At 45.0% G+C, this 23,205-nt stretch carries 20 protein-coding genes and 1 pseudogene; 15 read left to right on the forward strand and 6 right to left on the reverse strand.

Going from position 1 to position 23,205, the window contains the following annotated elements:
• Nucleotides 1–16: 16 nt before the first annotated feature.
• The 11 genes from PPM_RS07275 to PPM_RS07325 all read left to right on the forward strand — a co-directional run bounded on the left by PPM_RS07275 (nucleotide 17) and on the right by PPM_RS07325 (nucleotide 11,850).
• On the forward strand, nucleotides 17–592 hold the full coding sequence (locus PPM_RS07275) for a 3D domain-containing protein (protein WP_013370126.1): 576 nt from the start codon (nucleotides 17–19) through the stop codon (nucleotides 590–592).
• Between the two features lie 85 nt (nucleotides 593–677).
• The gene (locus tag PPM_RS07280) at nucleotides 678–986 is read left to right on the forward strand and encodes a hypothetical protein (protein ID WP_013370127.1); all 309 of its coding nucleotides are present in this window, start codon (nucleotides 678–680) and stop codon (nucleotides 984–986) included.
• A gap of 197 nt (nucleotides 987–1,183) precedes the next feature.
• Nucleotides 1,184–2,767, forward strand: a complete 1,584-nt coding sequence (locus PPM_RS07285) for a S1C family serine protease (RefSeq protein WP_013370128.1) — start codon at nucleotides 1,184–1,186, stop codon at nucleotides 2,765–2,767.
• A 150-nt stretch (nucleotides 2,768–2,917) separates the two neighbouring features.
• Entirely contained in the window at nucleotides 2,918–3,607 is a 690-nt protein-coding gene (locus PPM_RS07290; RefSeq protein ID WP_013370129.1) for a response regulator transcription factor, read from the forward strand.
• A 1-nt stretch (nucleotide 3,608) separates the two neighbouring features.
• Entirely contained in the window at nucleotides 3,609–5,087 is a 1,479-nt protein-coding gene (locus PPM_RS07295) for a sensor histidine kinase (RefSeq protein ID WP_013370130.1), read from the forward strand.
• Nucleotides 5,088–5,198: 111 nt separating this feature from the next.
• On the forward strand, nucleotides 5,199–6,155 hold the full coding sequence (locus tag PPM_RS07300; protein ID WP_014599573.1) for a 4-hydroxy-3-methylbut-2-enyl diphosphate reductase: 957 nt from the start codon (nucleotides 5,199–5,201) through the stop codon (nucleotides 6,153–6,155).
• 265 nt (nucleotides 6,156–6,420) lie between these two features.
• Entirely contained in the window at nucleotides 6,421–7,458 is a 1,038-nt protein-coding gene (gene aroF / locus PPM_RS07305; RefSeq protein WP_013370133.1) for a 3-deoxy-7-phosphoheptulonate synthase, read from the forward strand.
• 272 nt (nucleotides 7,459–7,730) lie between these two features.
• A complete protein-coding gene (gene glnA, locus PPM_RS07310; RefSeq protein ID WP_013370134.1) occupies nucleotides 7,731–9,155 on the forward strand; it encodes a type I glutamate--ammonia ligase in 1,425 nt (474 codons plus the stop codon).
• A gap of 269 nt (nucleotides 9,156–9,424) precedes the next feature.
• Complete coding sequence (serC, locus tag PPM_RS07315) at nucleotides 9,425–10,516, forward strand: 3-phosphoserine/phosphohydroxythreonine transaminase (protein WP_013370136.1); 1,092 nt, start codon at nucleotides 9,425–9,427, stop codon at nucleotides 10,514–10,516.
• A 244-nt stretch (nucleotides 10,517–10,760) separates the two neighbouring features.
• A complete protein-coding gene (trmL, locus tag PPM_RS07320) occupies nucleotides 10,761–11,225 on the forward strand; it encodes a tRNA (uridine(34)/cytosine(34)/5-carboxymethylaminomethyluridine(34)-2'-O)-methyltransferase TrmL (protein WP_013370137.1) in 465 nt (154 codons plus the stop codon).
• 376 nt (nucleotides 11,226–11,601) lie between these two features.
• On the forward strand, nucleotides 11,602–11,850 hold the full coding sequence (locus PPM_RS07325) for an AbrB/MazE/SpoVT family DNA-binding domain-containing protein (protein ID WP_014599574.1): 249 nt from the start codon (nucleotides 11,602–11,604) through the stop codon (nucleotides 11,848–11,850).
• A gap of 99 nt (nucleotides 11,851–11,949) precedes the next feature.
• Here the strand turns inward: PPM_RS07325 and PPM_RS07330 are convergent, their stop codons facing one another.
• Together PPM_RS07330 and PPM_RS07335 are read right to left on the reverse strand one after the other, a co-directional pair.
• Nucleotides 11,950–13,017, reverse strand: coding sequence for a phosphodiester glycosidase family protein (locus PPM_RS07330; RefSeq protein WP_013370139.1), 1,068 nt, complete (start codon nucleotides 13,015–13,017; stop codon nucleotides 11,950–11,952).
• Entirely contained in the window at nucleotides 13,014–13,421 is a 408-nt protein-coding gene (locus tag PPM_RS07335; RefSeq protein ID WP_013370140.1) for a hypothetical protein, read from the reverse strand. The genes PPM_RS07330 and PPM_RS07335 overlap by 4 nt, the downstream gene beginning before the upstream one ends.
• A 271-nt stretch (nucleotides 13,422–13,692) precedes the next feature.
• On the opposite strand from PPM_RS07335, the gene PPM_RS07340 reads away from it, so the two are divergent.
• Together PPM_RS07340 and PPM_RS07345 are read left to right on the forward strand one after the other, a co-directional pair.
• Nucleotides 13,693–14,349 carry a response regulator transcription factor gene (locus tag PPM_RS07340; RefSeq protein WP_013370141.1) on the forward strand — a complete coding sequence of 219 codons (657 nt, stop codon included), beginning with the start codon at nucleotides 13,693–13,695 and terminating at the stop codon, nucleotides 14,347–14,349.
• Nucleotides 14,350–14,397: 48 nt separating this feature from the next.
• Nucleotides 14,398–15,651 carry a PLP-dependent aminotransferase family protein gene (locus PPM_RS07345; protein WP_013370142.1) on the forward strand — a complete coding sequence of 418 codons (1,254 nt, stop codon included), beginning with the start codon at nucleotides 14,398–14,400 and terminating at the stop codon, nucleotides 15,649–15,651.
• 20 nt (nucleotides 15,652–15,671) lie between these two features.
• On the opposite strand, the gene PPM_RS07350 is transcribed toward PPM_RS07345, so the two are convergent.
• Complete coding sequence (locus PPM_RS07350) at nucleotides 15,672–16,505, reverse strand: DUF2161 domain-containing phosphodiesterase (RefSeq protein ID WP_013370143.1); 834 nt, start codon at nucleotides 16,503–16,505, stop codon at nucleotides 15,672–15,674.
• A 282-nt stretch (nucleotides 16,506–16,787) separates the two neighbouring features.
• Between PPM_RS07350 and PPM_RS07355 the strand changes: the two genes are divergently transcribed.
• A complete protein-coding gene (locus tag PPM_RS07355) occupies nucleotides 16,788–18,683 on the forward strand; it encodes a PrkA family serine protein kinase (protein WP_013370145.1) in 1,896 nt (631 codons plus the stop codon).
• A 249-nt stretch (nucleotides 18,684–18,932) separates the two neighbouring features.
• Nucleotides 18,933–19,955: pseudogene (locus PPM_RS07360) on the forward strand (protoglobin domain-containing protein).
• Between the two features lie 195 nt (nucleotides 19,956–20,150).
• On the opposite strand, the gene PPM_RS07365 reads toward PPM_RS07360, so the two are convergent.
• From PPM_RS07365 to PPM_RS07375, 3 genes are all read right to left on the reverse strand, one after another.
• Entirely contained in the window at nucleotides 20,151–21,017 is an 867-nt protein-coding gene (locus PPM_RS07365; protein WP_014599579.1) for an arylamine N-acetyltransferase family protein, read from the reverse strand.
• Between the two features lie 244 nt (nucleotides 21,018–21,261).
• Complete coding sequence (locus PPM_RS07370) at nucleotides 21,262–22,158, reverse strand: phosphotransferase (RefSeq protein WP_013370148.1); 897 nt, start codon at nucleotides 22,156–22,158, stop codon at nucleotides 21,262–21,264.
• Between the two features lie 18 nt (nucleotides 22,159–22,176).
• The gene (locus tag PPM_RS07375) at nucleotides 22,177–23,187 is read right to left on the reverse strand and encodes an aminoglycoside phosphotransferase family protein (protein ID WP_013370149.1); all 1,011 of its coding nucleotides are present in this window, start codon (nucleotides 23,185–23,187) and stop codon (nucleotides 22,177–22,179) included.
• Nucleotides 23,188–23,205 lie beyond the last annotated feature (18 nt).

Below are 23,205 nucleotides of genomic sequence, written 5' to 3' on the forward strand. Positions count from 1 at the left end.
CAAGGGGAGGTTTTTTATGAGATCCATGTTGGTATGGAAACGGGTTTTGGGAGCCATGTTAATCGCAATTTGTCTGGTATTGCCCGGCAATGAGGTTTACGGTCACAAAGAACCGGTCCAGCATAAGAAATGGCAGTCTGCACCTGTTTTGGCTCCACGCGAAGAGCAGGTTATTACGACCATGACGGTCACGGCAACAGGATATACAGCAGGCTATGAATCCACTGGCAAACGGCCGAATCATCCCGGTTACGGTATTACGTATTCCGGTGTAAAAGTGCGTCGTGACAAAAATACACTGTCCACGATTGCGGCTGATCCGAAGATGTTTCCTTTGGGCAGCATATTGTACATTCCAGGTTACGGCTACGGGATTGTAGCAGATACAGGTTCAGCGATTAAGGGCAATAAAATTGACTTGTATTTTAAAACAATCCGGCAGGTGTATTCTGAATGGGGCAAGAAAGATGTGGATGTTCAAATCATAAAAAAAGGAAACGGAAAGTGTACGGAAAAAATGATAAAATCGCTGCAAAAGGCGATAGAAACGCATAAGACCATTCCGCCCGAGACACTGGATGCTTCCATATAATCCTTGAATATTGTTTTTCCTGACTTCACATACTATGTTTCGGGATGAGCTTATCCCGCAAAACCATACTGGGAGGTCGAGGAATATGCCAAATCAAGGCGGAAGTTCTTTCACGAACAAAGGCTTCAAGGCAAACACAGGAAATCAGTTCAAAGCGGAATTTGCACAAGACGATACGGTAGGCGTTGTTTCTCAAAAGGTAAAGCAGTCTGAACAAAATAAAATTCAAGACAACTTCCAAACACCAAATGAGAAGTATGACGAAGAATTTGCGACAGATCAAGGCGGTACAAGTGCAGTAGCGCAAAAAGTTCAAAACTCCAGTCGCAGCAAAATTCAAAGCAATGCACAAACACCGAACGAAAAGTTCGACGAGAACTTTAACACAAAATAAAAAAGCAATACTCAACACGAAATGCTCCGGATTGAATTCCGGAGCATTTCGCGTTGAGTAAAAGTGGCTAGATACAATAGGTCTGAGGTTTTATCTCCTTTTTAATTTTTTTTAAGGTGGAATTAAGGTTTAAAGTGCAAAATAAAGTCAGTTAAACAACACCACCTTGAAGCATAGGGTTTGGGAGGAGATATACAATGGACGAATTTAAAAATAATAATTCCGGGCGCCGGAACGACAATGATCAGGTTGATAACGATAAAGCAACTCGGCAAAACGATTCAAACGGTTCCTCATATTATTATTCCTATGGCCCTTTTTCCTCAGTGCAGTCGGACGGACAACGCAGGGAAGGACAGTCGGTGGAGGACGTTGAGATTACGCCACCGCAGGCAGTGAGACCGCTTCCTTCCTCTTATCAACGTGCTATGCCTGAGCAACAGGATGGTTCTGGTCGGAATAGTGGAAACTGGCAATTTAAACCCAATAAGCCCAAGTCGCAGGTAAAAACGATCTTATTATCTTTTTTAGCCGGAATGCTGGTCATTACGGTATTGATGTATACAGCTGACCGAACCAATATGTTCACACCGGAGACAGCGTTGACTTCGGCGGCAGCTGAAAGCGGAGAAACGACGAATTCGGGAACCACTAACTCGTCTCCAAGCGCAGTTCCAGCTGTGATGCCTTCAGGTACGGCTGATGTTCAATCTGTTGTGGCGAAGGCTGGTCCGGCAGTCGTCAAAATTGAAACGCTTGCCAAGCAATCGAGTGCTGGCAGCGGCAGACAAAGCAGCCCTTATTACAATGACCCGCTGTATCAATACTTTTTCGGTAATCAGTATGGCGATAGTGGCAGCAGCGGCAATAGTAACGAAAATGAAGGTAGCAACAGTGGACAGCTGACTCCGCTGGGTATTGGTTCCGGTTTTATTTTTGATAAATCGGGTTACGTCCTGACCAACAACCATGTTGTGGAAGGCGCGAGTGTGGTTCAGGTTACAGTAGAAGGAACCAACAAGCCTTACGAAGCCAAGGTCTTGGGCAAAAATGCAGATCTAGATTTGGCAGTTCTTAAAATTGAAGGAAAAAATAACTTCCCTACCGTAACCTTGGGAGACTCCGATAACGCTAAAGTCGGCGAGTGGATGGTTGCAATCGGTAATCCAGAAGGCTTTGAACATTCAGTAACAGCCGGTGTGCTAAGTGCGAAAGAGCGTACTATCACCATTAACAGTGAATCAACTGGAAAACCGACGCAATACAAGCATCTCATTCAGACGGATGCCTCCATTAATCCTGGTAACTCTGGCGGACCGTTGTTAAATCTTCAAGGGCAGGTTATCGGTATGAACGTAGCTGTTAGTGCAGATGCACAAGGGATCGGGTTTGCGATTCCGTCCAATACGATTTTGGAAGTCGTCGATAAGCTGAAAAATAACCAACCTATTCCGAAAGAACCTGTACCTTTCATTGGTGCAAGTCTGCTAAACTTGAGCCCTGAAGTAGCCAAGGAATTGGGTACATCTCTGAGCGAAGGCTCGGTTGTTCGGGATATTATATACAAATCCCCAGCTTATCAGGCCGATCTGCGTCCTTACGATGTAATTATCGGAGCCAATGGCACGCCTTATAGCACATCACAGGAGTTAATTCAATTTATCCAAAAACAAAAAGTGGGTACAGCACTTACGCTTAACATCGAACGAGCCGGGCAGAAAAAAGATATTCAGCTGAAAATAGGCAACAAAAATGACTTTAGCTCGACTCTTCAGCAGTAAGAGAATAACTCTAAAATTGAACATGAATGCAAGAAACGGAAGGAAGAAGCCCCTTCCGTTTCTTGCTGCATGCGGTGGCAAGATGCTACACGCGTCTACTCCTGCTACAATAGAGGGAAAAGAAGAAGAGATAAAGGAGTTTGATCGTGTATGCGTTCTACTATTCTGATCATTGATGACGATGAAAAAATCGTATCCATGCTGCGCAGAGGGCTGGCTTTTGAAGGATATGAAGTGCTGACAGCCACCAATGGAGCAGAGGGATTAAATAAAATGCTAACAGCTGAGCCTGATTTGGTCGTACTGGATGTAATGATGCCGCAGGTCGATGGTTTTGAGGTTTGCCGGCGTATGCGAGAGGGAGGAAGCACGGTACCTGTCCTAATGCTTACAGCCAAGGATGAGGTGGAGAACCGGGTGAAGGGTCTGGATCTGGGGGCTGATGATTATCTCGTGAAGCCGTTTGCTCTGGAGGAGTTGCTGGCACGAGTGCGAGCGCTTTTGCGGCGTAAAACTGAACAGCAGGACAATAATGGGAATCGGCTTACCTTCGAGGATTTACAACTGGATAATGAATCGCGTGAAGTGGTTCGTGGTGGCAAACGCTTGGAACTGACGGCCAAAGAATTTGAACTGCTCCATTTGTTCATGCAAAACCCGAAACGTGTTCTGTCGCGTGATCTGATTATGGATAAAATTTGGGGCTATGACTATAGCGGGGAATCGAATGTGCTGGAAGTATATATTGCCATGTTGCGACAAAAAACCGAGCAGGATGGTGGCAAACGGCTTATTCGTACCATTCGGGGAGCCGGCTATATTTTAAGAGGTGATGTGTAATATGTCTATTCGGTGGCGGCTGACAGCTTGGTATTCGAGCATCTTGGCTATAGTGCTTGTCATTTTTGGTCTGGCTATTTACGGACTAGTATATTACTACACATATAATGAAGTGAAAAGTCAGCTTATGACTCAGGCGCCACAGATTAACAAGCAATTACGCCTTATTATAAAAGGGGGATTGTTTGAGGTCCCTAACCTGGATCTTGGATTGGAGCAGGGGCGTGGAATAGATGACTCACAGCTCTATGTTCAAATTTACAATTATACGTCCGGTGTAACTAAAACGACCCAAAATATGAAAGACCTTAGTATCACCTTCCCTGTTCCGTCTACAGCGGCAGGAGCAGTTCAAAATGAGGGAGTTCGGCGTGTGAACGTAAATGGTGATTCCTTTATGATTTATCAACAGTCGATCAAATCCGAGGAATTGGGCTTGGTGGTCGGGCTGCTACAGGTAGGGCAATTCACGGGTTCTCAGGACCGACTCATGAATAGGTTACAAAATGTGCTTGTGTACGGTTCGTTATTTGCCTTACTGGCTGCTGCGACCTCTGGTCTCTTCCTGGCTCGTAAATCTATGAAGCCGCTGGTTAAGGTGATTGAGGGGGCCAATCAGATTCAATCGAGCAATGATTTGAGTGTTCGGATTGAATATGACGGTCCGCCAGATGAAATAGGACAATTGATCGGGACGGTTAACAACATGCTGGGGCGTACAGAAGTGTTCTACAAGGAACTTGAAGATGCATATGGTGCGCAGCGCCGCTTTGTAGCCGATGCTTCCCATGAACTGCGCACACCCTTGACGACGATTCGTGGCAACGTTGATTTTCTGCTCAAAATGTGGACTACTGAACCGGGCGAGCGGCCGAATATGGATGAAGCGATGATTCGCGAGCTTTCCATGGAGGCGCTGAATGACATGGCGGATGAAGGCAAACGAATGAGCCGCTTGGTGAGCGATATGTTGTCACTCGCAAGAGCGGACACAGGGAAAACGTTCGATAAGATGCCTGTTGCGCTGGAGCCGCTCGTAAACGAGGTTGCTCGTCGAGCTCAGTTTTTGGAGCGAACAGCCGAATGGAATGTGGGCGACTTTTCATTGTTGAATGGTATTTATATGGACGGAAGCAAAGATTATTTGCAGCAAATGCTATTCATTTTCATTGATAATGCTTTTAAATATACACCTGAAGGCACAGTCCGATTTGATGCGATTGTATATCAGGGACAGGTGGGGCTACGAATCAGTGATACAGGCATTGGTATGGACAAAAGTGAGGTTCCCTTTATTTTTGACCGGTTTTACCGGGCAGATGAGTCACGCGGCGTGACAGAGGGAATTGGCTTGGGATTATCGATTGCCAAGTGGATTATTGATGAACATCAGGGGTCTGTGGAAGTGGTTACGCGCCAAGGAGAAGGAACGACCTTTGTCATTTGGCTTCCAGTCAGCTTTTCCGCGCCTTTGGAATAGGCTATAATAGGAGGGGAACTACATCATAGAGTTGGCCGGTAGAGGCATAAAAGCCCACAGCTGTCCCGTTATTGGAGCTGTATACTGTGTCGAAGAAAGTGGGGGCTATTTTTGGAGGTACTCAGAATTTCGCCCCGGGGTTACTGCTACGGCGTAGTCGATGCCATGGTATTGGCTCGTCAGGCAGCCAGAAATTTGGATTTACCCCGGCCTATTTATATACTAGGCATGATTGTTCATAACAGTCATGTTACCAATTCCTTTGAAGACGAAGGGATTATTACATTGGACGGACCGAACCGCATGGAGATTTTAAGCCAGGTAGAGAGTGGTACTGTCATCTTCACTGCTCATGGCGTATCACCAGAGGTTCGCAAGCTGGCACGGGATAAGGGATTGACTACGGTTGACGCAACCTGTCCTGACGTGACGAAGACACATGATCTGATTCGGGAGAAGTCAGCCGAAGGCTATCAGATTGTTTATATTGGCAAAAAGAATCATCCAGAGCCAGAGGGAGCTATCGGTATTGCTCCTGACCATGTTCATCTGATTGAAAAGGAAGAAGAGATTGACGGTCTTACACTGTCAGCAGACAAAATCCTGATTACGAACCAGACAACCATGAGTCAATGGGACATCAAGCACATTATGAAGAAGCTGCTGGAGAAGTACCCAGGTGCCGAGATACACAATGAAATCTGTTTGGCAACGCAGGTACGTCAGGAAGCGGTAGCTGAGCAGGCAGGACAGGCGGATCTGGTAATTGTAGTCGGTGACCCGCGAAGCAACAATTCCAACCGATTGGCTCAGGTGTCGGAGGAAATAGCTGGTACCACGGCTTATCGTATTTCTGATATAACCGAGCTGAAGAGGGAGTGGCTTGAGGGCGTAGCCAAAGTAGCTGTGACCTCCGGGGCTTCAACACCTACGCTGATTACCAAAGAGGTCATTACGTATTTGGAACAGTATGATGCGGATAACCCGGAAACATGGGAGATTCGGCGAACCATTGATATGAAAAAACTGTTGCCTCCTGTACGAGAAAAGTCAAAAACGACGAAATAGTATGTGATTGATTACAGCCGTTATTCGGATACAAAGTCCGCGTAGCGGCTTTTTTTAAACTGTTTAAGTGCCGATATTATCCAATTAGACCAGCTACACTAATTCAAAAAAATAGAACAATTCGGGATAATTAAGCCTTGACGAGTCAAGTTAAAACAGGTATAGTTGCTTTAACGAATAAAAGCTTAAAAGCGAACAAGCGTCTAAGTGTCATAATATCATCCTATGTGATTGTAAAATATGGTTTATAGAGAGGGAGAAAAAAATGATCGTTATCGCTGGTGTTCAAACACCTGAAGAACATATTCAAGCTATTGTTGAAGTTATTGAAAAAGAAGGATTGCAGGCTCATGTATCGCGAGGATCGGATCGTACGATTATCGGGCTGATTGGAAGCGTAGAGCCGAAGCTGGCAGAACATCTACGCCAAATGAAGGGTGTAGAAAATGTGGTTAAAATTTCAAAGTCCTACAAATTGGCCAGCCGTGATTTTCATCCGGAAAATACGGTGATCTCCATCAAAGGTGTAAATATCGGCGGGGGCGAGCTTGTCGTTATGGGGGGACCATGTGCTGTTGAGTCTGCTGCACAGATCGATGAAATTGCCGGATTGGTCAAAGCTGCAGGAGCGCAAGTCCTTCGTGGAGGTGCTTTTAAGCCGCGTACAGGGCCATACAGCTTCCAAGGAACGGGTGTAGAAGGTTTAATCATGATGGCTGAGGCGGGTCAGAAGCACGATCTCTTGACCATCACAGAGGTCATGACACCTGAATACGTAGACATCTGCGCGGAATACGCCGATATTCTGCAAGTAGGTACACGTAATATGCAAAACTTTGATCTGCTGCGCAAGCTGGGTACTTGCGGCAAGCCAGTATTGCTCAAGCGCGGTTTCAGCTCGACTTATGACGAGTTCTTGAATGCTGCTGAGTACATCTTGGCAGGCGGCAATCCGAATGTTATGTTGTGTGAGCGCGGTATCCGTACATTCGAAACTTACACTAGAAATACGCTCGACTTGTCCGCGATCCCTGTTTTGCAACAGTTGAGCCATTTGCCGGTCATTTCCGATCCTAGCCATGGCACAGGTAGACGTGAACTGGTTGTTCCTATGACGAAGGCTTCGGTAGCTGCCGGAGCGGATGGTTTAATTATTGAAATGCATACAGACCCTGACAACTCGATGACGGGGGATGGTGTACAGTCCCTATTCCCGGATCAATTTGCAGATTTACTAAAAGATTTGGAACTGTTAGCCCCCGCAATTGGAAAAACATTCCATACACCTAGTTCCGTATCTTAAAACTAATTATTAACATTAATGCATAAAAGTTTTGCCGCAATGCAGTAAATGAGAGTAAAATCACCAAAAAGCCCGATATTTCGGGCTTTTTGTATTGTTCAAATGTTATCAAGGGCGTAAGCATATCTAACATTAGTTTAAAAAATACCTTACATAGCTATTGACCCGTGTCATGTTTGAGATTTATAATGACGACAGAAAAAAACATTCGATCATGAACATTTCAGGGTTGTATAAGACTTAATGTTCGGAAAAATTGGGAGGAAGAAGACATGTCCGTTGAAAACGTATTGAAAACAATTCAAGAAAATAATATTGAGTGGGTAGATTTTCGTTTTGTAGATTTGTCTGGTCGTGCTCACCATATTTCGTTGCCAGCTTCCGAAGTAGATGAAGAAACATTTGTTAACGGTGTTGCTTTCGACGGTTCTTCCATTCCCGGCTATCGTGGCATTGAGGAATCCGACATGGTTATGCTGCCCGATCCAGAAGCGGTTTTTATCGACCCTTTCACTCAGCATCCTACACTGAATATCCTGTGTGACATTGCTACGCCAGACGGCGAAAAATATGACCGTGATCCTCGTGGCATTGCTAAAAAAGCTGAGGAATTTCTGCAATCCGCAGGAGTGGGCACAGCGGCATTCTTTGCACCTGAATCTGAATTTTTCATCTTTGATGATGTTCGCTACGAAAGTGGCATGAACAGCTCCTCCTTCTTCGTAGATTCTGAGGAAGCAGCTTGGAACACGAACCGCAAGGAAGAAGGCGGCAACCTGGGCTTTAAAGTGGGAGTGAAGGGCGGCTATGTACCTGTAGCACCAGTAGACACCCAACAAGACATTCGTAGTGAAATGTGCCGTTTGCTTGAAGAAGCAGGTCTGAGAATTGAGCGCCATCACCATGAGGTGGCTACAGCAGGCCAAGCGGAAATCAACTTCCGTTTTGATACACTCAAGAAAACAGCAGATAACCTGCTCGTTTATAAATACATTGTACACAACACAGCTCGTCAATATGGTAAAGTGGCAACATTCATGCCGAAACCAATTTTCGGGGACAACGGAAGTGGTATGCACGTTCACCAATCTATTTTTGACGGCGATACTCCTTTGTTCTACGAAAAAGGTGGTTATGCTAATCTGAGCGAAATGGCTCTTCATTACATTGGTGGTATTCTGTACCACGCACCTGCGTTGATCGCTTTGACCAACCCAAGTACCAACTCGTTCAAACGTCTCGTTCCTGGTTACGAAGCGCCGGTTAACCTGGTATTCTCCAAAGGTAACCGTTCTGCGGCTGTACGTATTCCAGTAGCGGCTGTTACTCCTAAAGGCTGTCGGATCGAGTTCCGTACACCGGACTCCACAGCTAACCCTTACCTCGCCTTCTCAGCAATGCTGATGGCGGGTCTGGATGGCATCAAGCGCAAACTGAACCCAATCGAATTGGGCTATGGTCCACTCGACACTAACATCTATGAGCTGTCTGATGCTGAAAAAGGCAAAATCCGCAGTGTACCTGGTACACTGGATGAAGCTCTGGACGCTCTGGAAGCCGATTACGAATTCCTGACTGAGGGCGGCGTATTTACGAAGGACTTTATTGATAACTATGTAGAGTTCAAACGTTCTGAAGCTAAATCGGTGAATATCCGTGTTCATCCACATGAATACAGCTTGTATTTTGACTGCTAATACTACATCGATAGCATAGCTGCTTTTGAATAACGCTCATTAGCCTGCGGGGAATAGATGTTGTTCAAAATAGGTCTCCGGTCTCACGCCGGAGACCTTTTACCATTAAGAAGAATATTACAAAATGAAGATGTTAAATATATTAACATTCACAGCTTTGTCACATCGTAAAGGAATTCGGAAACATTTTTATACAAGTCTTGAACGCATTTATGAATACTGCTATCATAGCGATAATATCCACACCAGAGTAGAGAAGGGATGGGAAATTGTTGAGTAAGAGAGCCTACAATTTTAATGCAGGACCGGCGGCATTGCCGCTTAAAGTACTGGAACGTGTACAAGCTGAATTCGTAGATTTCCAGGGAACAGGGATGTCCATCATGGAAATGTCTCACCGTGGAGCCGTGTATGAATCCGTTCATAATGAGGCGCAGGAACGTTTGTTATCTCTGCTGGGCAACCCACAAGGCTACAAGGTGTTGTTCCTCCAAGGGGGGGCAAGTACGCAGTTTGCCATGCTGCCTTTAAATTTCTTGAGTGAAGAGCAGATCGGAAGCTATGTAATGACAGGTAGCTGGTCGGACAAGGCATATAAAGAAGCTAAGCTATTGGGCAAGGCTCACATTGCCGCCTCCTCCGCTGATGAGAAATACATGCGTCTTCCAAATGTGGATTCCTTGGACTTGCCTGAGAATACTGCATATGTGCATATGACATCCAATGAGACGATTGAAGGTACACAATTTAAGCAATTCCCGGATACGGGTTCCGTACCGCTGATTGTGGACATGTCCAGTGATATTTTTTGCAAACCTTTTGATGTTACTCAATTTGGATTGATTTATGCTGGTGCGCAAAAAAATCTGGGACCTTCTGGTGTAACGGTCGTGGTTGCCCGTGAAGAGCTACTGGCTTCCTCACCAGGTAATATTCCTACAATGCTGCGTTACAGTACTTATCAAAAGAATAACTCTCTCTACAATACTCCCCCATCCTTTGCCATATACATGGTGAATGAAGTGCTCAAATGGATCCAGGAGGAAGGCGGTTTAGAAGGCATCGAGCGTGTGAATCAGCAGAAAGCTGCTCTGCTATACGACCGTATTGACAGAAGCGAAGGCTTCTATCGTGGCTGTGTGGACAGCGCTGATCGTTCTATTATGAACGTAACCTTCCGCCTTGCAAATGAGGATCTGGAAAAACAATTTATTAAAGAATCCGAACAAGCCGGGTTCATCGGATTGAAGGGGCATCGCAGTGTAGGAGGGCTTCGCGCCTCGATCTACAATGCGGTTCCACTGGAGAACTGTCAAGCATTAGCCGAGTTTATGGATGGATTTAAGCAACGTAACAGTTGATAACACAGACATATATTTCGATACACGATATTTGAAATCGAAAAGTAAAAATAAAGCCTTCCCTGAATGTGTATAGGGGAAGGCTTTTAGTGGTGTAGGGAAAATGATATTTTTTTGTCGTTTGATGTCTATATCCCTCTGATTTTGTTAAAATGAAGAGAGTGCATGCTTTCAGCGTACACATTTTGGTTAGACTTTAGGTTATTTGTCTGATGAATTTAATGATGAAAGGAATGAAAAACTGATGCCATTACATATTGTGCTTGTCGAGCCGGAAATTCCAGCTAACACAGGGAATATTGCCAGAACATGTGCTGCAACCGGAACTCATCTGCATCTGGTTAAGCCACTGGGTTTTCGTACCGATGATGCTACGTTAAAACGGGCTGGGCTTGATTATTGGTATGCTGTCCACATTGAGTATCACGAGTCTTTTGCTGAAGTACAAGAGAAATATCAAGCAGGTCGCTTTTTTTATGCGACGACAAAGGCAAAACAGCAGTATAGTGATATTAAATTTCAGGATGGAGACTTTTTGGTATTTGGTAAAGAAACGAAAGGTTTGCCTCCTGAGCTGTTAGCTGCTAATCCTGATACATGTATCAAGATGCCAATGTCAGATAAAGTAAGATCTCTAAACTTGTCGAATTCCGCTGCGATTATTGTATATGAAGCGCTGAGACAATTGGATTTTCCAGGTTTATCGTAATAAACATCAATCGATCAAGTATAAATGCGAATAAAGAACCAGGACCTTAGTTACTGATAAAAGTTGCACTATTATTGCTCGAAAGTACATGACAGTAGAGCTTGAATAAAGGATATATGGTCATAAATTTGCGGAAATTCTCTGTGAAAGCTAATGATAATTAGCTTTCCGGTCGATAAAAATATTATAGACATTCTGTACCATACTTTGATATGGTTCATGATTTTATGAAAAAATGTAATAAAATTTCCTGCTATCAGCAGGATTCGACAAAAAGACAGCGAATACTACATAAAGAATAGTGTCTTTGTACCTAGTTTTTCGCCTGGAAAGAAAATTGAAAGCTAATACTCAATAGGAGAGGTGTACGATCACGATGAAACCTGCCGGTGTGGTACGTAAAGTTGATCAGTTGGGGAGAATAGTTCTGCCTAAGTCACTACGTAAAAGATATCAAATGAATGAGGGAGATCCTGTCGAAATTTTGGTTCAGGGCGACCATATTATTTTGGAGCGTTATCGTCCAAAATGTGTATTCTGCGGCTCAATAGAACAAGTGAACGATTTCAAAGAACGTTATATTTGTGCTCAATGCCTGACAGAAATGACACAGTACTCCTCCTAAATGAGGCAAAAGCATCACGACATTCGTTCGTGATGCTTTTTTTCGGATAGAGCTATGCCTGAACAGCATATATTTAATTGGATAGTAAACTACACATAACTATTTATAGAACAAAAAATGAGTAGGGACTGGACGCAAATTACCATCTGACGGTTTGTTTACGATTCGGCCGTTTAGTATAAGGGACGATGAACCGCCGCCGTCCAAATTATAAGCATCTTGAACACCCAGATTGAACATCTTCCCTTGGAGTTCTTCGAGCGTTGCACCTGAACCCCCGCTTTCATTGTAGCCATCTACGACAATAATGAGCAACTGATCATCTTTATAGTTGCCAATGACTGTACGTGGAGCCCGCTTGGGAGAGACTTTCCATTTGTCAGGAATAGGCACTTTTTGTCCCCTTTGTAACAGAACGGGAACGAAGGTAGCTCCAAAGGCAGGTTTTAAGCTGTCAAGAGCACCTTGATTGTAAAATTTGCCCCCAATAAGCTTGCCGTCGTTACTCAATCCAACGAATGACAAGTCCTTGAAACTTGACTGAAAGCCAGTAAGGTAGCGGCCGTTCAAGACAGTAGTGCTTAATGGATAGCGTTTGCCGTCTCCATCGGCAAAGCCGCCTGCGTTGATGCCAGCAATAGCTCCGTGTCTCAAGACTGCACGCATGGTCGTTTCTGAGCCACCCAACTTGTCATTTCCCAAAGACATTTTCATTGCCGTAGGATCTTTAAGTTTGACTTTCATAGCGTATCCGTGATAAATTCCCGGGTTTACTTTAAACAATTCAATGGTAATCCGGTTGCTATCTACCTTGTAATAGGGAACACCCAGTTTGGCAGTGATGCGCCGATTATAGATAACCGCGGGTCGCTTGGACTGCGCAGAGGCAGTCACGACAAGCTGATTCATCGTTTGGGTCGTTTGTTTGTAGAGCTCAGACGTCCGGCGAATCGTAGATAAGGTATACGTTGCTGTTTGCTTGGCTTCATCAAGCTGCTTGCCTACTGATTGCGCTTGTAGAGTGATTTCGGCTTTTTGCAGACTCGGAGATGTAGATTTAGGAAAGCTCAAAGGGGGATGCACTAACAAAATACACCCTAACAAACCGATAAAAGGAGCAAGGGCCAACATAAAGAACCGGTTTACTAGCTTTGTATCTACATTCATTTTAGCAAGTCCATTTTTTTCTGAAGTGTATTGAGTTGCTGCTTGACTTCATTTAATTGAGTATACAGTTTATTGCTATTATCGGTCTTGTTATTGGCATTATCCTTTGTAAATGTCAGTAGTTCGTTGAAGGACTGAACTTTGCCCTGCAATCCGCTAACTTCCTTGGAAAGTGCAGTCAGTTGCTTTTCATAGTCGGATTTGAGTGCCTGAATCTGTTGGTCTGTATGGGTTTGCATTTCGTTTAGCATTTGCTGCTTCAAGTGATTGCTATACAGATAGGTTGCGAGAGCACCTAGTATAATAAGAATGAACCAAAATAGCAGAAAAGTCTTTACGGGTAACCCCTTTCTTGAATTGCTCCGCCGGGCTTCGGCAGGAGGACGTTCAGGTGAAGCTTGCATGCGATTTTCAACTCCCGTGTAAATTCAAATTTCCAGTCTTTATTTGCAGTACCAATTCTATCATGGGCCTATTTATTTCGCAAAAGCGAAATAGTCATATAAAAATATTGGAAAAAGAGATTGCATCGGAAGGAAGTCCTAGGATACAATTTCCTTAAATCGTTTTCGCTTCCTATACGTTCACATTTACGCAATTTCTACATAAGTATTCTTTAGTTTTATGATTATTTTCATTAAATATGTATTTTTTTGTAAATCAGGAGGTTTAGATATGAGAAAAGTATGGCAGGTGGTCATCATAGATATTCATCCTACAAGTATGCTGGGAACAAAGCTTATTTTGGAAGACCAGCAGGATTTGCTTGTTAGAGGGATGTCTTCCTCCGGCACAGAAGGCCTGGAGCTGGTTTGCTCCATTCGCCCGGAAATTATTTTAATGGACTATAGGTTGCCTGAGGGAACGGCGGAACCGTTTTTGACACAAATGCGGGTCTTGTCTCCGGACAGCCATATTGTTATTATGACGGATGAGGACAATATTACGTTGTTCCAGCAGTTAATCTCGCTTGGTGCAAATGGAATGCTATCCAAGCAGGCATCACCGAGCCAGTTAATTCACCTGATCAACGGTTTGCGCGAAGGATTTGCTTCATTACCGATGGATTGGATTCGTTGTGGAAACTGGCCATTTATGCCGTTAATGGCTTCGGAGCCTTTTGACGAATTGACGCAAACCGAAGTTTTTATTATGGAACGTATTGTACAGGGAATTACATATGACAAAATTGCTGTCGAGATCGAAGTTAGTCGGCGCTCCATTGATAATTATTTACGTAAAATTTATGCGAAATTAGGTGTGTCCAGCCGGGCGCAGGCGATTGAACGTTATGCCTTATATGCGCGTCAGATGAAGCAGTTATATGCTTGACGCGTCAGCCCGGAGATCATGACTATTTTCAGGAGAAGGAGGATGTTCATGCAATATTCCTTTGCTTCACGAACGGCTGCGATGTTGGCTTCTCCAGTGCGTCATATCCGGGAAAATGCGAGGAAACATTCCTTTATATCTTTGGCTGAAGAATTGCCCGCACAAGAGCTGTTTCCGGTGAAACTATTGGAAGAAGCGGCTCATGATGTGTTTGGCTCCGGCCCTGACGCCCTCCAGTATGGTGAACCGGAGGGTTATTTTCCGTTGCGGGCATGGCTTGCGGGAGAGTGGGAACAGCGTAAAGGAGTAAGAGTACCGCCAGGTCAAATCCTTCTCACCACAGGTAGCCAGCAGGCTATTGACTTGATCGTAAGGCTGATGGTGGATGAGCGTGATCCGGTATTGGTCGAGAACCCGACATCCCCTGGATGTTTGCAGGTGCTATCTATGCAAGGGGCGCAGGTCGTTCCTGTAGAATCAGATGGAGAGGGCGTTATTCCCGATAAGCTTGAAGCTTTAATGATCCGTTATCGCCCCAAGCTTTTTTTTGCTACGCCAACGTTTACGAATCCGACAGGCTCCTTATGGAGCGCGGCTAGACGGCAGGAAATTTTGGATCTGTGTAGACGTCATGAGGTGTTAGTCGTTGAGGACGATTCTTACGGTGAATTGCATTTTAAGACAAAGCACGAAACTCATGATAAGAGTCCGCATGCGCAGAGCCGAAAGTTTGCAGAGGCTTACCCCTCACTATTCGCGCTGGATCATGCGGGTCAGGGTGGTCAAGTGCTATATATCGGTTCATTTAATAAAACAGTTGCCCCTGCACTGCGAACTGGCTGGGCGGCTGGTCCTGCGCCGCTGATTGAAGGGATGTACGCCTTGAAGCAGCTGGCTGACGTGCAATCCAGTACGATGAACCAACGGCTGCTGTTCCAATTGCTGACCAACTCGCGTTTTCAATGGCACGAGCACTTAGCAATGTTGAACAAGGAATATTCAACTCGGCTCCAATTACTCTTGGAGCTGCTCAAGCGTCCGTTTTGGAAAGATGTGACGTATCATATTCCATCTGGTGGGATGTATGTGTGGGTGAAATTGCCCGCTGGGCTGGACAGCGCCTTGCTGCTCAAAGCGGCGCTACCCAAGGGTGTAGCCTTTATGCCAGGTGCGTTGTGTGCGGTTGGCGATGAAGGTGCGTCCCATATTCGCCTTAACTTTAGCCACCCAGGCCGAGAACAGCTGCTTATGGGCATGAATCTAATCGGTGAGACGATCGGAGAATTTACTGCGCGAAGCTAGTCAAAACAACTATCCGAGGGTCAGTCATCCTCTGCTTCCGCTACAATGGTGGAGTAACCGACGGATGCGTCCGCAATCTGCAATTGCTCGCTACTCTCGTTAAACTCTGCCGCCATTCCAGCGGCAGTTTCAATCCCCTGCTGCTGCAGCACTTCCGCATACTCGCTCAGGGCGGCTTCACCGAACGGAGTCAGCCGATAGCGACCGCGGGCTACACGTTCAAACCAGCCGTAGTAGTTACGCTGGAGTACCGCAGCAGCATCGCTGACGGCTGCTGTACGGGCAAGCTGCGCCGGGGCGGCTTCTCCCAAGCCCTGCAAAGCAGCGGCTACGCGCAGTGCTTTTTCCCGGTAGGCAGTGACCAGCTTGCGCCGGGTGCTACCGCCGACATTGTGGTCACCGCTGCGTGCGTGGAATTCCCGCAGCAGCTTTTCCTTGCGCGAGCCGCGACGAATGGCAGTCGTTTTGTAAACATCATCACTAGATGCCACGGGCTTACACAGCACCTCAACGAGTGGAGGCTTTGTTTTAAAATGCGTGACGGTGAGCAAGCCAAGCCCCAACTGGCGGCACAGTCCGATCAGTTCATTCCAGCGTTGATTCACCGCCCCTTTTTTGGCACGATTCCGTTCTACGGCTACATATACATTGCTGCTTAGCTTCAAGCGCTGCATACCTTGCAGCACTAACGCCAGGTTAAACGTCTTTTTTATCTCCACAATCAGTGGCGTTTGCTGCCCTGGCTTGATTCCCACCAAATCGCAGTTACGCACTTCTCCTTTGACTTCATATCCCAAATTTTCAAAAAAGGCTTTGACTGGAGCGTACAGCTCCGTCTCATGCCGAACCGCCATGGATTCTCCCGCTCCTTTATCCCATTATTCCGAGCTTATATTGTACCATAATGCGTCAGGTCCGCGTCGTTGTTGTCTATTTTAACATAGTGAATCCCTTTGTTTTTGGAAAAAGCGCAGAGACCTGTCACAAAAAATAGGTCAATTCTGAAATCAATCTGCATAGGTATGTATTACACTTTTTTTTAGAGGATCGCATCATATCCTGAAAGGCGTGACGAGTGTAGCCATAATCATCAAGAGTGGAGGATAGTCATTACGCAGTCATGGGAGGAACCGAGCATGAATATTTTTGACCGCCTTGCGGAGTACCGAGCGGAGAACAACCGCTTGGCCTGGAACGGCACTTTTAGAGAGTATATCGAGATACTCAAGAAAGACCCGACACCGGCGATGACCGCTCATGCACGGGTTTACAAAATGATTGAATCTTTTGGTGTAGAAGAGGTTGGGGGACATAAGCGATATAAATTTTTTGAGCAGGAGATTTTTGGGCTGGATCGTGCACTGGAGAAGCTGGTGGAGGAGTACTTCCATTCCTCAGCCAGGCGGCTCGATGTCCGCAAGCGTATCCTTCTTTTGATGGGACCTGTTAGCGGAGGGAAATCGACACTGGTCACCTTGCTAAAGCGTGGGCTGGAGAAGTTTTCAAGAACAGATCAGGGAGCTGTGTATGCTATAGAGGGCTGCCCTATGCATGAAGATCCCCTTCATCTTATTCCTCATGAGTTGCGTCCCGAATTCGAAAAGGAACTGGGTGTACGCATTGAAGGTAATCTGTGCCCATCCTGCCAGATGAGATTGCGTACGGAATTTGATGGCGACATCGAAAAGGTGCGTGTGGAGCGGGTCTTTATATCGGAAGAAAACCGGATCGGCATAGGTACGTTCAGTCCTTCTGATCCAAAGTCACAGGATATTGCCGATTTGACAGGCAGCATCGACTTTTCCACCATTACGGAGTATGGTTCGGAATCTGATCCGCGCGCCTATCGATTTGACGGAGAACTGAATAAAGCGAATCGCGGACTGATGGAATTTCAGGAAATGCTGAAATGCGATGAGAAATTTTTATGGAATTTATTGTCTCTGACCCAGGAGGGAAATTTCAAGGCCGGACGGTTTGCGCTCATCAGTGCAGATGAATTGATCGTAGCTCACACGAATGAATCGGAGTATAAAAGCTTTATTGCGAATAAAAAGAACGAGGCGTTGCAATCGCGGATGATTGTAATGCCCATTCCCTATAATCTGAAAGTGTCCGAGGAAGAAAAGATTTATGCCAAACTCATTGAGCAAAGTGACATGCGTCATATTCACATCGCTCCTCATGCGCTGCGAACGGCTGCCATTTTCTCTGTGCTCACCCGGTTGAAAGAAACCAAGAAGCAGGGTATGGATCTGGTTAAAAAGATGCGCATGTATGACGGTGAGGAGGTCGAAGGCTATAAGGAGGCCGATCTGAAGGAGATGCAACATGAGTTTCTGGAAGAAGGCATGTCCGGCGTAGACCCAAGGTACGTCATTAATCGTATTTCCAGTGCGCTGATTAAGCAAAATGTGGAGTCCATCAATGCTCTGGATATTTTACGAGCCATTAAGGATGGTTTAGACCAACACGCTTCCATCACCAAGGAAGAGCGGGAGCGTTATCTGAATTTCATTTCCGTGGCTCGTAAGGAATATGATGAATTAGCGAAAAAAGAAGTACAAAAGGCCTTTGTGTACTCTTTCGAAGAATCAGCCAAGACGCTGTTTGATAACTATTTAGATAACATCGAAGCTTTTTGCAATTGGGCGAAAATCCGCGATCCGCTCACAGATGAGGAGCTCGACCCGGATGAGAGGCTTATGCGTTCCATCGAGGAGCAGATCGGGGTGTCGGAAAATGCGAAAAAGGCATTCCGTGAGGAAATATTAATCCGTATTTCCGCCTATTCCCGCAAGGGGCGAAAGTTTGAGTATCATCATCATGATCGGCTGCGAGAAGCCATTGAAAAGAAGCTGTTCGCCGATTTGAAGGATATTGTGAAGATCACAACTTCGACCAAAACGCCTGATGCTAATCAGCTCAAACGGATGAATGAGGTGATTAAGCGACTGATTGAGGAGCATGGCTACACTGGAGCCAGCGCCAACGATTTATTGAGGTATGTAGGCAGCCTCCTGAATCGGTAAGGGGAAATAAACAATTGTGTAATGAAGCTATGGATTGAAATGGATGGTGAAGAGAATCCGGCAGGCACAGAGCGTTTGAGGTGCTGGCGGGTTCTTTTTTTGTAATATTAGGGAGTTGAATTTATATACTTTTCTGAAATTAATATGTAAACAATCACAATCAATCTTCTGCTTTTTTAACATTTTCTAAAAAGTTGCCGATAAATATGGTAATGTAAAATCTATGTAAACTATTATTTGGAGGAACTTATGATTCATGTCGCTGAGAGTAGATTAAAACAGATACAATATATTGGTATTACTGATGGTGATTTGGCTTTATTGCATCATTATCAGGGGCTATTCCAATCTATTGTAAATGAGGTAGTGGATCGTTTTTATGAGCATGTAGAAAAGGTTCCGCATCTCGTGTCGATTATCTCTAAATGGTCGAATATTGAGCGACTAAAGCAAACACAACGTGAATACTGGCTTTCTCTTGCAGATGGGAAAATAGATGATCAGTTTATCGAACACCGCCTTTTTGTGGGGCAGGTACATTCCCGGATCGGATTGTCTTCCGATTATTATTTGGGTACGTACATTGCTTATCTGGATATTGCAGTAGACATTTTAAAGCATTCGGGGATAGAGGACTGGTATTCTATTGTGCACGCTCTTTCCAAAATGTTCAATCTGGATTCTCAGCTTGTGCTGGAAGCTTATCAGGAAAAGGAAAAGGAGCAGATTAACGAGCTCGCCGATGAACAAACGCAGATGCTGGCTGTGGTGTCCCGAATTGCACAAAATTTGACGGGGATGATTGCCGAACTTAGGGAAAATACCGATAATATCGCGGAGAGTGCTTGCAATACTGCTTCTTCGTAGGAACATACAGAGGAACTAGTATTGCAATTGAGTGACGAGATTAAGCATATTGAACAGATGAGCAGTACCATTCGAGAATTGTCCGATCAGACTCATCTGCTGGGACTGAATGCGGCGATTGAGGCAGCCCATGCGCAAGAAGCAGGGCGTGGATTTCAAGTGGTGGCGCAGGAAGTGCGAAAGTTGGCATCTAATTCAAAGCAAGCACAGGAGCAAATTCAGCGCAAGGTGCTGGATATTGCCCGTATGCTTGACAGTGTGCAGTCCGAAACCGCTACCACAACAGCCAGTGCCCGGCAACAGGCCTCCAGCTCGGAAGAATTGGCTTCATTCACAAAGCTGATTGAAAACATGGTGAAGGAATTGGAAATGTTGCAGCACTCCCCGGAAATGCTGGAGGTGTGAGATGTAGCTGATCGGTATATCCTGGGGAACTGGAAGTTTTCGGGCGTTAGCTGGCTGGATACTGGCAAAGCGATGCTCTTCCTGTGTGGCAGTCCAATCAACGCAACAGAGGCAACAGAGGAAGTGCATATTCCTATGAAAGAATACCGAATCTTTGAAACAAGGAATTAGAGGAAGCTTCTCTATTGTAACGCTTCAGTCAAAGATTTTTTTCCATTCCATATGAGCCGCAAGTACTCTTTTCCATAACTCGTCCCGTTCCTGGTGACTGTAGTTAACGAGCGGCTCACCAAATACATCTGCCAATACTTCCAGCCACTGCGACTTCTTATCCAGCTCTATTTTTTCCAAACCGTTTAGCCCACGTTTCTTCCAAATACATCCTCTGAGTTCATTCGCTTCTAATGCTTGCCTTTGCCGAATTAGAAACAGGTTAAACCATGGAGATTCCACGGAGCGGCTATAGAAATGATGTTTCGGCCTGAATTCTTCCAAATCCTGAACAACCGTAGGGGCAAAATCAACGCCAACAAATGAAGCAAGCGAGTCGTGTTCTAAACGCCAACCATTAGTAACAACTTCAGATTCCATAACTTTATAACGAAGTGGGGGTTGTTCATAAGTCCCCATCAGGAGTGGAAGAGGCTCATATGGCATATCGCCCAGTCCGACATCTACAATCCATACTTCATCTTCTTGCTGCTCATTTAGCAAGTTCACTGTTAATCCAAGATGAAATGAATTAATGCGTGGCTCAGCTCCTAAAGGTTGTACCCCAGCATGATGCAGAGAAACTTTGTACCCTAGTGAATGTAGTAGCGCACTAAAGGCACCATTCAGATGAAAACAATAACCACTTCTCCCATGTAGAATGAGTTGAACAGATTCTTGAAAACCAATGGCAGCCGGCTTTCTTGCAAAAATGTCCAACGTTTGCCATGAAAGATGTTTTACATGTGCCTTATGCAACTCCACTAAATAGGATAGGGTAGGAGGCTGAACTTCGGGAATTCCGATTCTGTTCAAATAAGCTTTTATTTCTTCTTTTGTCATGGTGTACATGTACAGTCACCTCTATTGTTAGTTTGCCAAATTCTCTTCTCGAAACAAATGAGCATTGAGTCTTAGCATCATTGTAAAAGGGGGGCGTGCTGTGTACAATGCTATAAATTTTTGGTTGTACCGGTACAATCAGAAAATCGATTCGTTTAGTAACATGCCGATTTTCCTTAGCTAGTTGTCAAAACACAAAAAAACAGACCTTATCACCAGGTCTGTTTTTTTTGCTTAGTTCCATGCCAACTGATTATAGCAGTGATCTAAGTTCACGTCGGTATTTGTTCAGATGCACAAACGATGGAATGACTCGCTTCGCAGAACGGAAGCCGCCTATTCTAAGGTTGCGGACTACATGATAGGGAGAGATCAATAGCATATGAAGCAGATGCAAATCCTGAGTGCTCAACGGTCGATATCGTTGATAAAATTCTATCGCGCGCAGCATCTTTGTCGCGTTCCAAAGACAATTCCGATGAAGAAGATGGGAGAGATCCTTCATCCTTACATGTAGGGAACAATTTTCGAAGTCGATCAAATGGATTTTGAGCTGCCTGTCTTTGACCAGATTGGGATAGTTATAGTCACCGTGTATTAATGCAGCTGCTTTTTGCTCCTGCTGGATTGCTGCTCGAATTTTGGGTTGCTGTAGACGATATAACACTTCTTCACAAAGAGCTAGGAGATGTGCTGTGCCTTTGTAAGGACTGAGGCGTTTTTTATATTCAGCTATTTCATCGCTCAAGCCTTCATAACGGATTCTGGAAGGCGGCGCTTCCGTGACAGGAAAGCCTACGGCACTGGTGTGGAATTTGGCTAAAGTAGAAATTCCCTTTTTGAAGTCTATTCTTTTTGTAAATTCCGGCCTGGGTCCATGAACCCAATTGGTTAATGTATACGAAACGCCTTCATAGGTCATGTAGGCTGTTTGCTGTACGGTTGGATAGACCTTTTGGCTACGTGTAAACCCGCGTTCATCCAGGTAGGACAAGACACGTGTAATAAAACGAATCTCTTCTTCCGGGAATTTATAGGGTTTTAAGCAGTAAGTTGTATTGGCAGTTTCAATCTTGTGAATGTCCTTCATTTGACGGCTACGCTGAATTTTGATTCCGTACATTTGCTCAACATTCGATAAAATCGACATTTTGCTCCTCACTTTCTTTTATACACGGGCCCACTCCTGCAAAATATGGATGATTTGTAATCGAAGAGGCCACGACTGATCCCAGTTGTCTAGGATTTCGCGGTCTCTTGAACGATTTGGATGTCGGGAAGCATGCCAAGCCTCTCGTGGCAGTTTATATAAAGCTGTAACAATCTTCCGCTCAGTTCGGCTGAGTGGTTTGCGTTTTTGGTATCCCCTCAACAAGGATTGCACAAATTCAGGATTGAATTGAGTTGTATTCATAAGAGCCTTTGCCAAATCAGCATAGACTGAGCCAATCTTAGCCCGATCCCAATCAATGATTTTAAGATGACCGTCATCTGAAATAATGACATTCGGGGTGGTGATATCACTGTGTATCAAGGAGGGGTGCCGACGTTCCGTCCGAAGCAGTCTTATAATGGATGCGTCCTGCAAATCCTTCCATGCACGTCTGGATAAACGTTTACAGTCCTTGCCATGAGTGTTGTACCAGTTGCGGTACTCTTTATTCTGGCGACTGATTTTTATCATTTTTTTTTGGAAAAGACGGTCTTGGTTTTTCCATATCCGCAATTGTTGAATAGTCGGAGGGGACTTTCCTTTCTCCATCCGATGCAAGCCGGTGGATGTAGCGTGAAGTGTGGCAAGAGCCAACCCCAGTTTTTCGAAATCTTCAGCGGTCTCCAGTCCCCGTCCTTTGATCCACTGACTTACATAAAATGGCGTCTCTTGATACAAAGTCCATAGCTTACCGGAATGAGTGGGGAGCCATGTAGGCATGTAGGTATATTTTCTCTTTTTCAAAAGCCTTATATAGCTCGCAGCTCGTTCCATCTGTTGAATCGTATTTGAACGAGCCATCTTTGAACGACTAAAGGGCTTTAATGCATAAGTTCCCTTTTTCGTTTTTACTTGGATCACAGCATTTTTTCGGTACAGCGATGAGACTAAGCTTGATTTTAAGGGAATCAGGCCGAAACGACGGGTGATTTCGCGAATCTGTGCTTTTGTATAGGATTTCGCCATAAGAACCTCACTTGATTT

It is taken from the genome of Paenibacillus polymyxa M1, assembly GCF_000237325.1.
In the GTDB taxonomy this organism is placed as follows: Bacteria; Bacillota; Bacilli; order Paenibacillales; family Paenibacillaceae; genus Paenibacillus; species Paenibacillus polymyxa_C.

Bases quoted from the DNA above. Each gene is read 5' to 3' on its own strand.
- glnA (WP_013370134.1), top strand. From the start codon at position 7,731: ATGTCCGTTGAAAACGTATTGAAAACAATTCAAGAAAATAATATTGAG.
- PPM_RS07325 (WP_014599574.1), top strand. From the start codon at position 11,602: ATGAAACCTGCCGGTGTGGTACGTAAAGTTGATCAGTTGGGGAGAATA.
- PPM_RS07340 (WP_013370141.1), top strand. From the start codon at position 13,693: ATGAGAAAAGTATGGCAGGTGGTCATCATAGATATTCATCCTACAAGT.
- PPM_RS07335 (WP_013370140.1), bottom strand. From the start codon at position 13,421: ATGCAAGCTTCACCTGAACGTCCTCCTGCCGAAGCCCGGCGGAGCAAT.
- trmL (WP_013370137.1), top strand. From the start codon at position 10,761: ATGCCATTACATATTGTGCTTGTCGAGCCGGAAATTCCAGCTAACACA.
- PPM_RS07290 (WP_013370129.1), top strand. From the start codon at position 2,918: ATGCGTTCTACTATTCTGATCATTGATGACGATGAAAAAATCGTATCC.
- PPM_RS07285 (WP_013370128.1), top strand. From the start codon at position 1,184: ATGGACGAATTTAAAAATAATAATTCCGGGCGCCGGAACGACAATGAT.
- PPM_RS07280 (WP_013370127.1), top strand. From the start codon at position 678: ATGCCAAATCAAGGCGGAAGTTCTTTCACGAACAAAGGCTTCAAGGCA.
- PPM_RS07370 (WP_013370148.1), bottom strand. From the start codon at position 22,158: ATGTCGATTTTATCGAATGTTGAGCAAATGTACGGAATCAAAATTCAG.
- PPM_RS07375 (WP_013370149.1), bottom strand. From the start codon at position 23,187: ATGGCGAAATCCTATACAAAAGCACAGATTCGCGAAATCACCCGTCGT.
- aroF (WP_013370133.1), top strand. From the start codon at position 6,421: ATGATCGTTATCGCTGGTGTTCAAACACCTGAAGAACATATTCAAGCT.
- PPM_RS07365 (WP_014599579.1), bottom strand. From the start codon at position 21,017: ATGTACACCATGACAAAAGAAGAAATAAAAGCTTATTTGAACAGAATC.
- PPM_RS07330 (WP_013370139.1), bottom strand. From the start codon at position 13,017: ATGAATGTAGATACAAAGCTAGTAAACCGGTTCTTTATGTTGGCCCTT.
- PPM_RS07345 (WP_013370142.1), top strand. From the start codon at position 14,398: ATGCAATATTCCTTTGCTTCACGAACGGCTGCGATGTTGGCTTCTCCA.
- PPM_RS07295 (WP_013370130.1), top strand. From the start codon at position 3,609: ATGTCTATTCGGTGGCGGCTGACAGCTTGGTATTCGAGCATCTTGGCT.
- PPM_RS07350 (WP_013370143.1), bottom strand. From the start codon at position 16,505: ATGGCGGTTCGGCATGAGACGGAGCTGTACGCTCCAGTCAAAGCCTTT.
- PPM_RS07355 (WP_013370145.1), top strand. From the start codon at position 16,788: ATGAATATTTTTGACCGCCTTGCGGAGTACCGAGCGGAGAACAACCGC.
- PPM_RS07275 (WP_013370126.1), top strand. From the start codon at position 17: ATGAGATCCATGTTGGTATGGAAACGGGTTTTGGGAGCCATGTTAATC.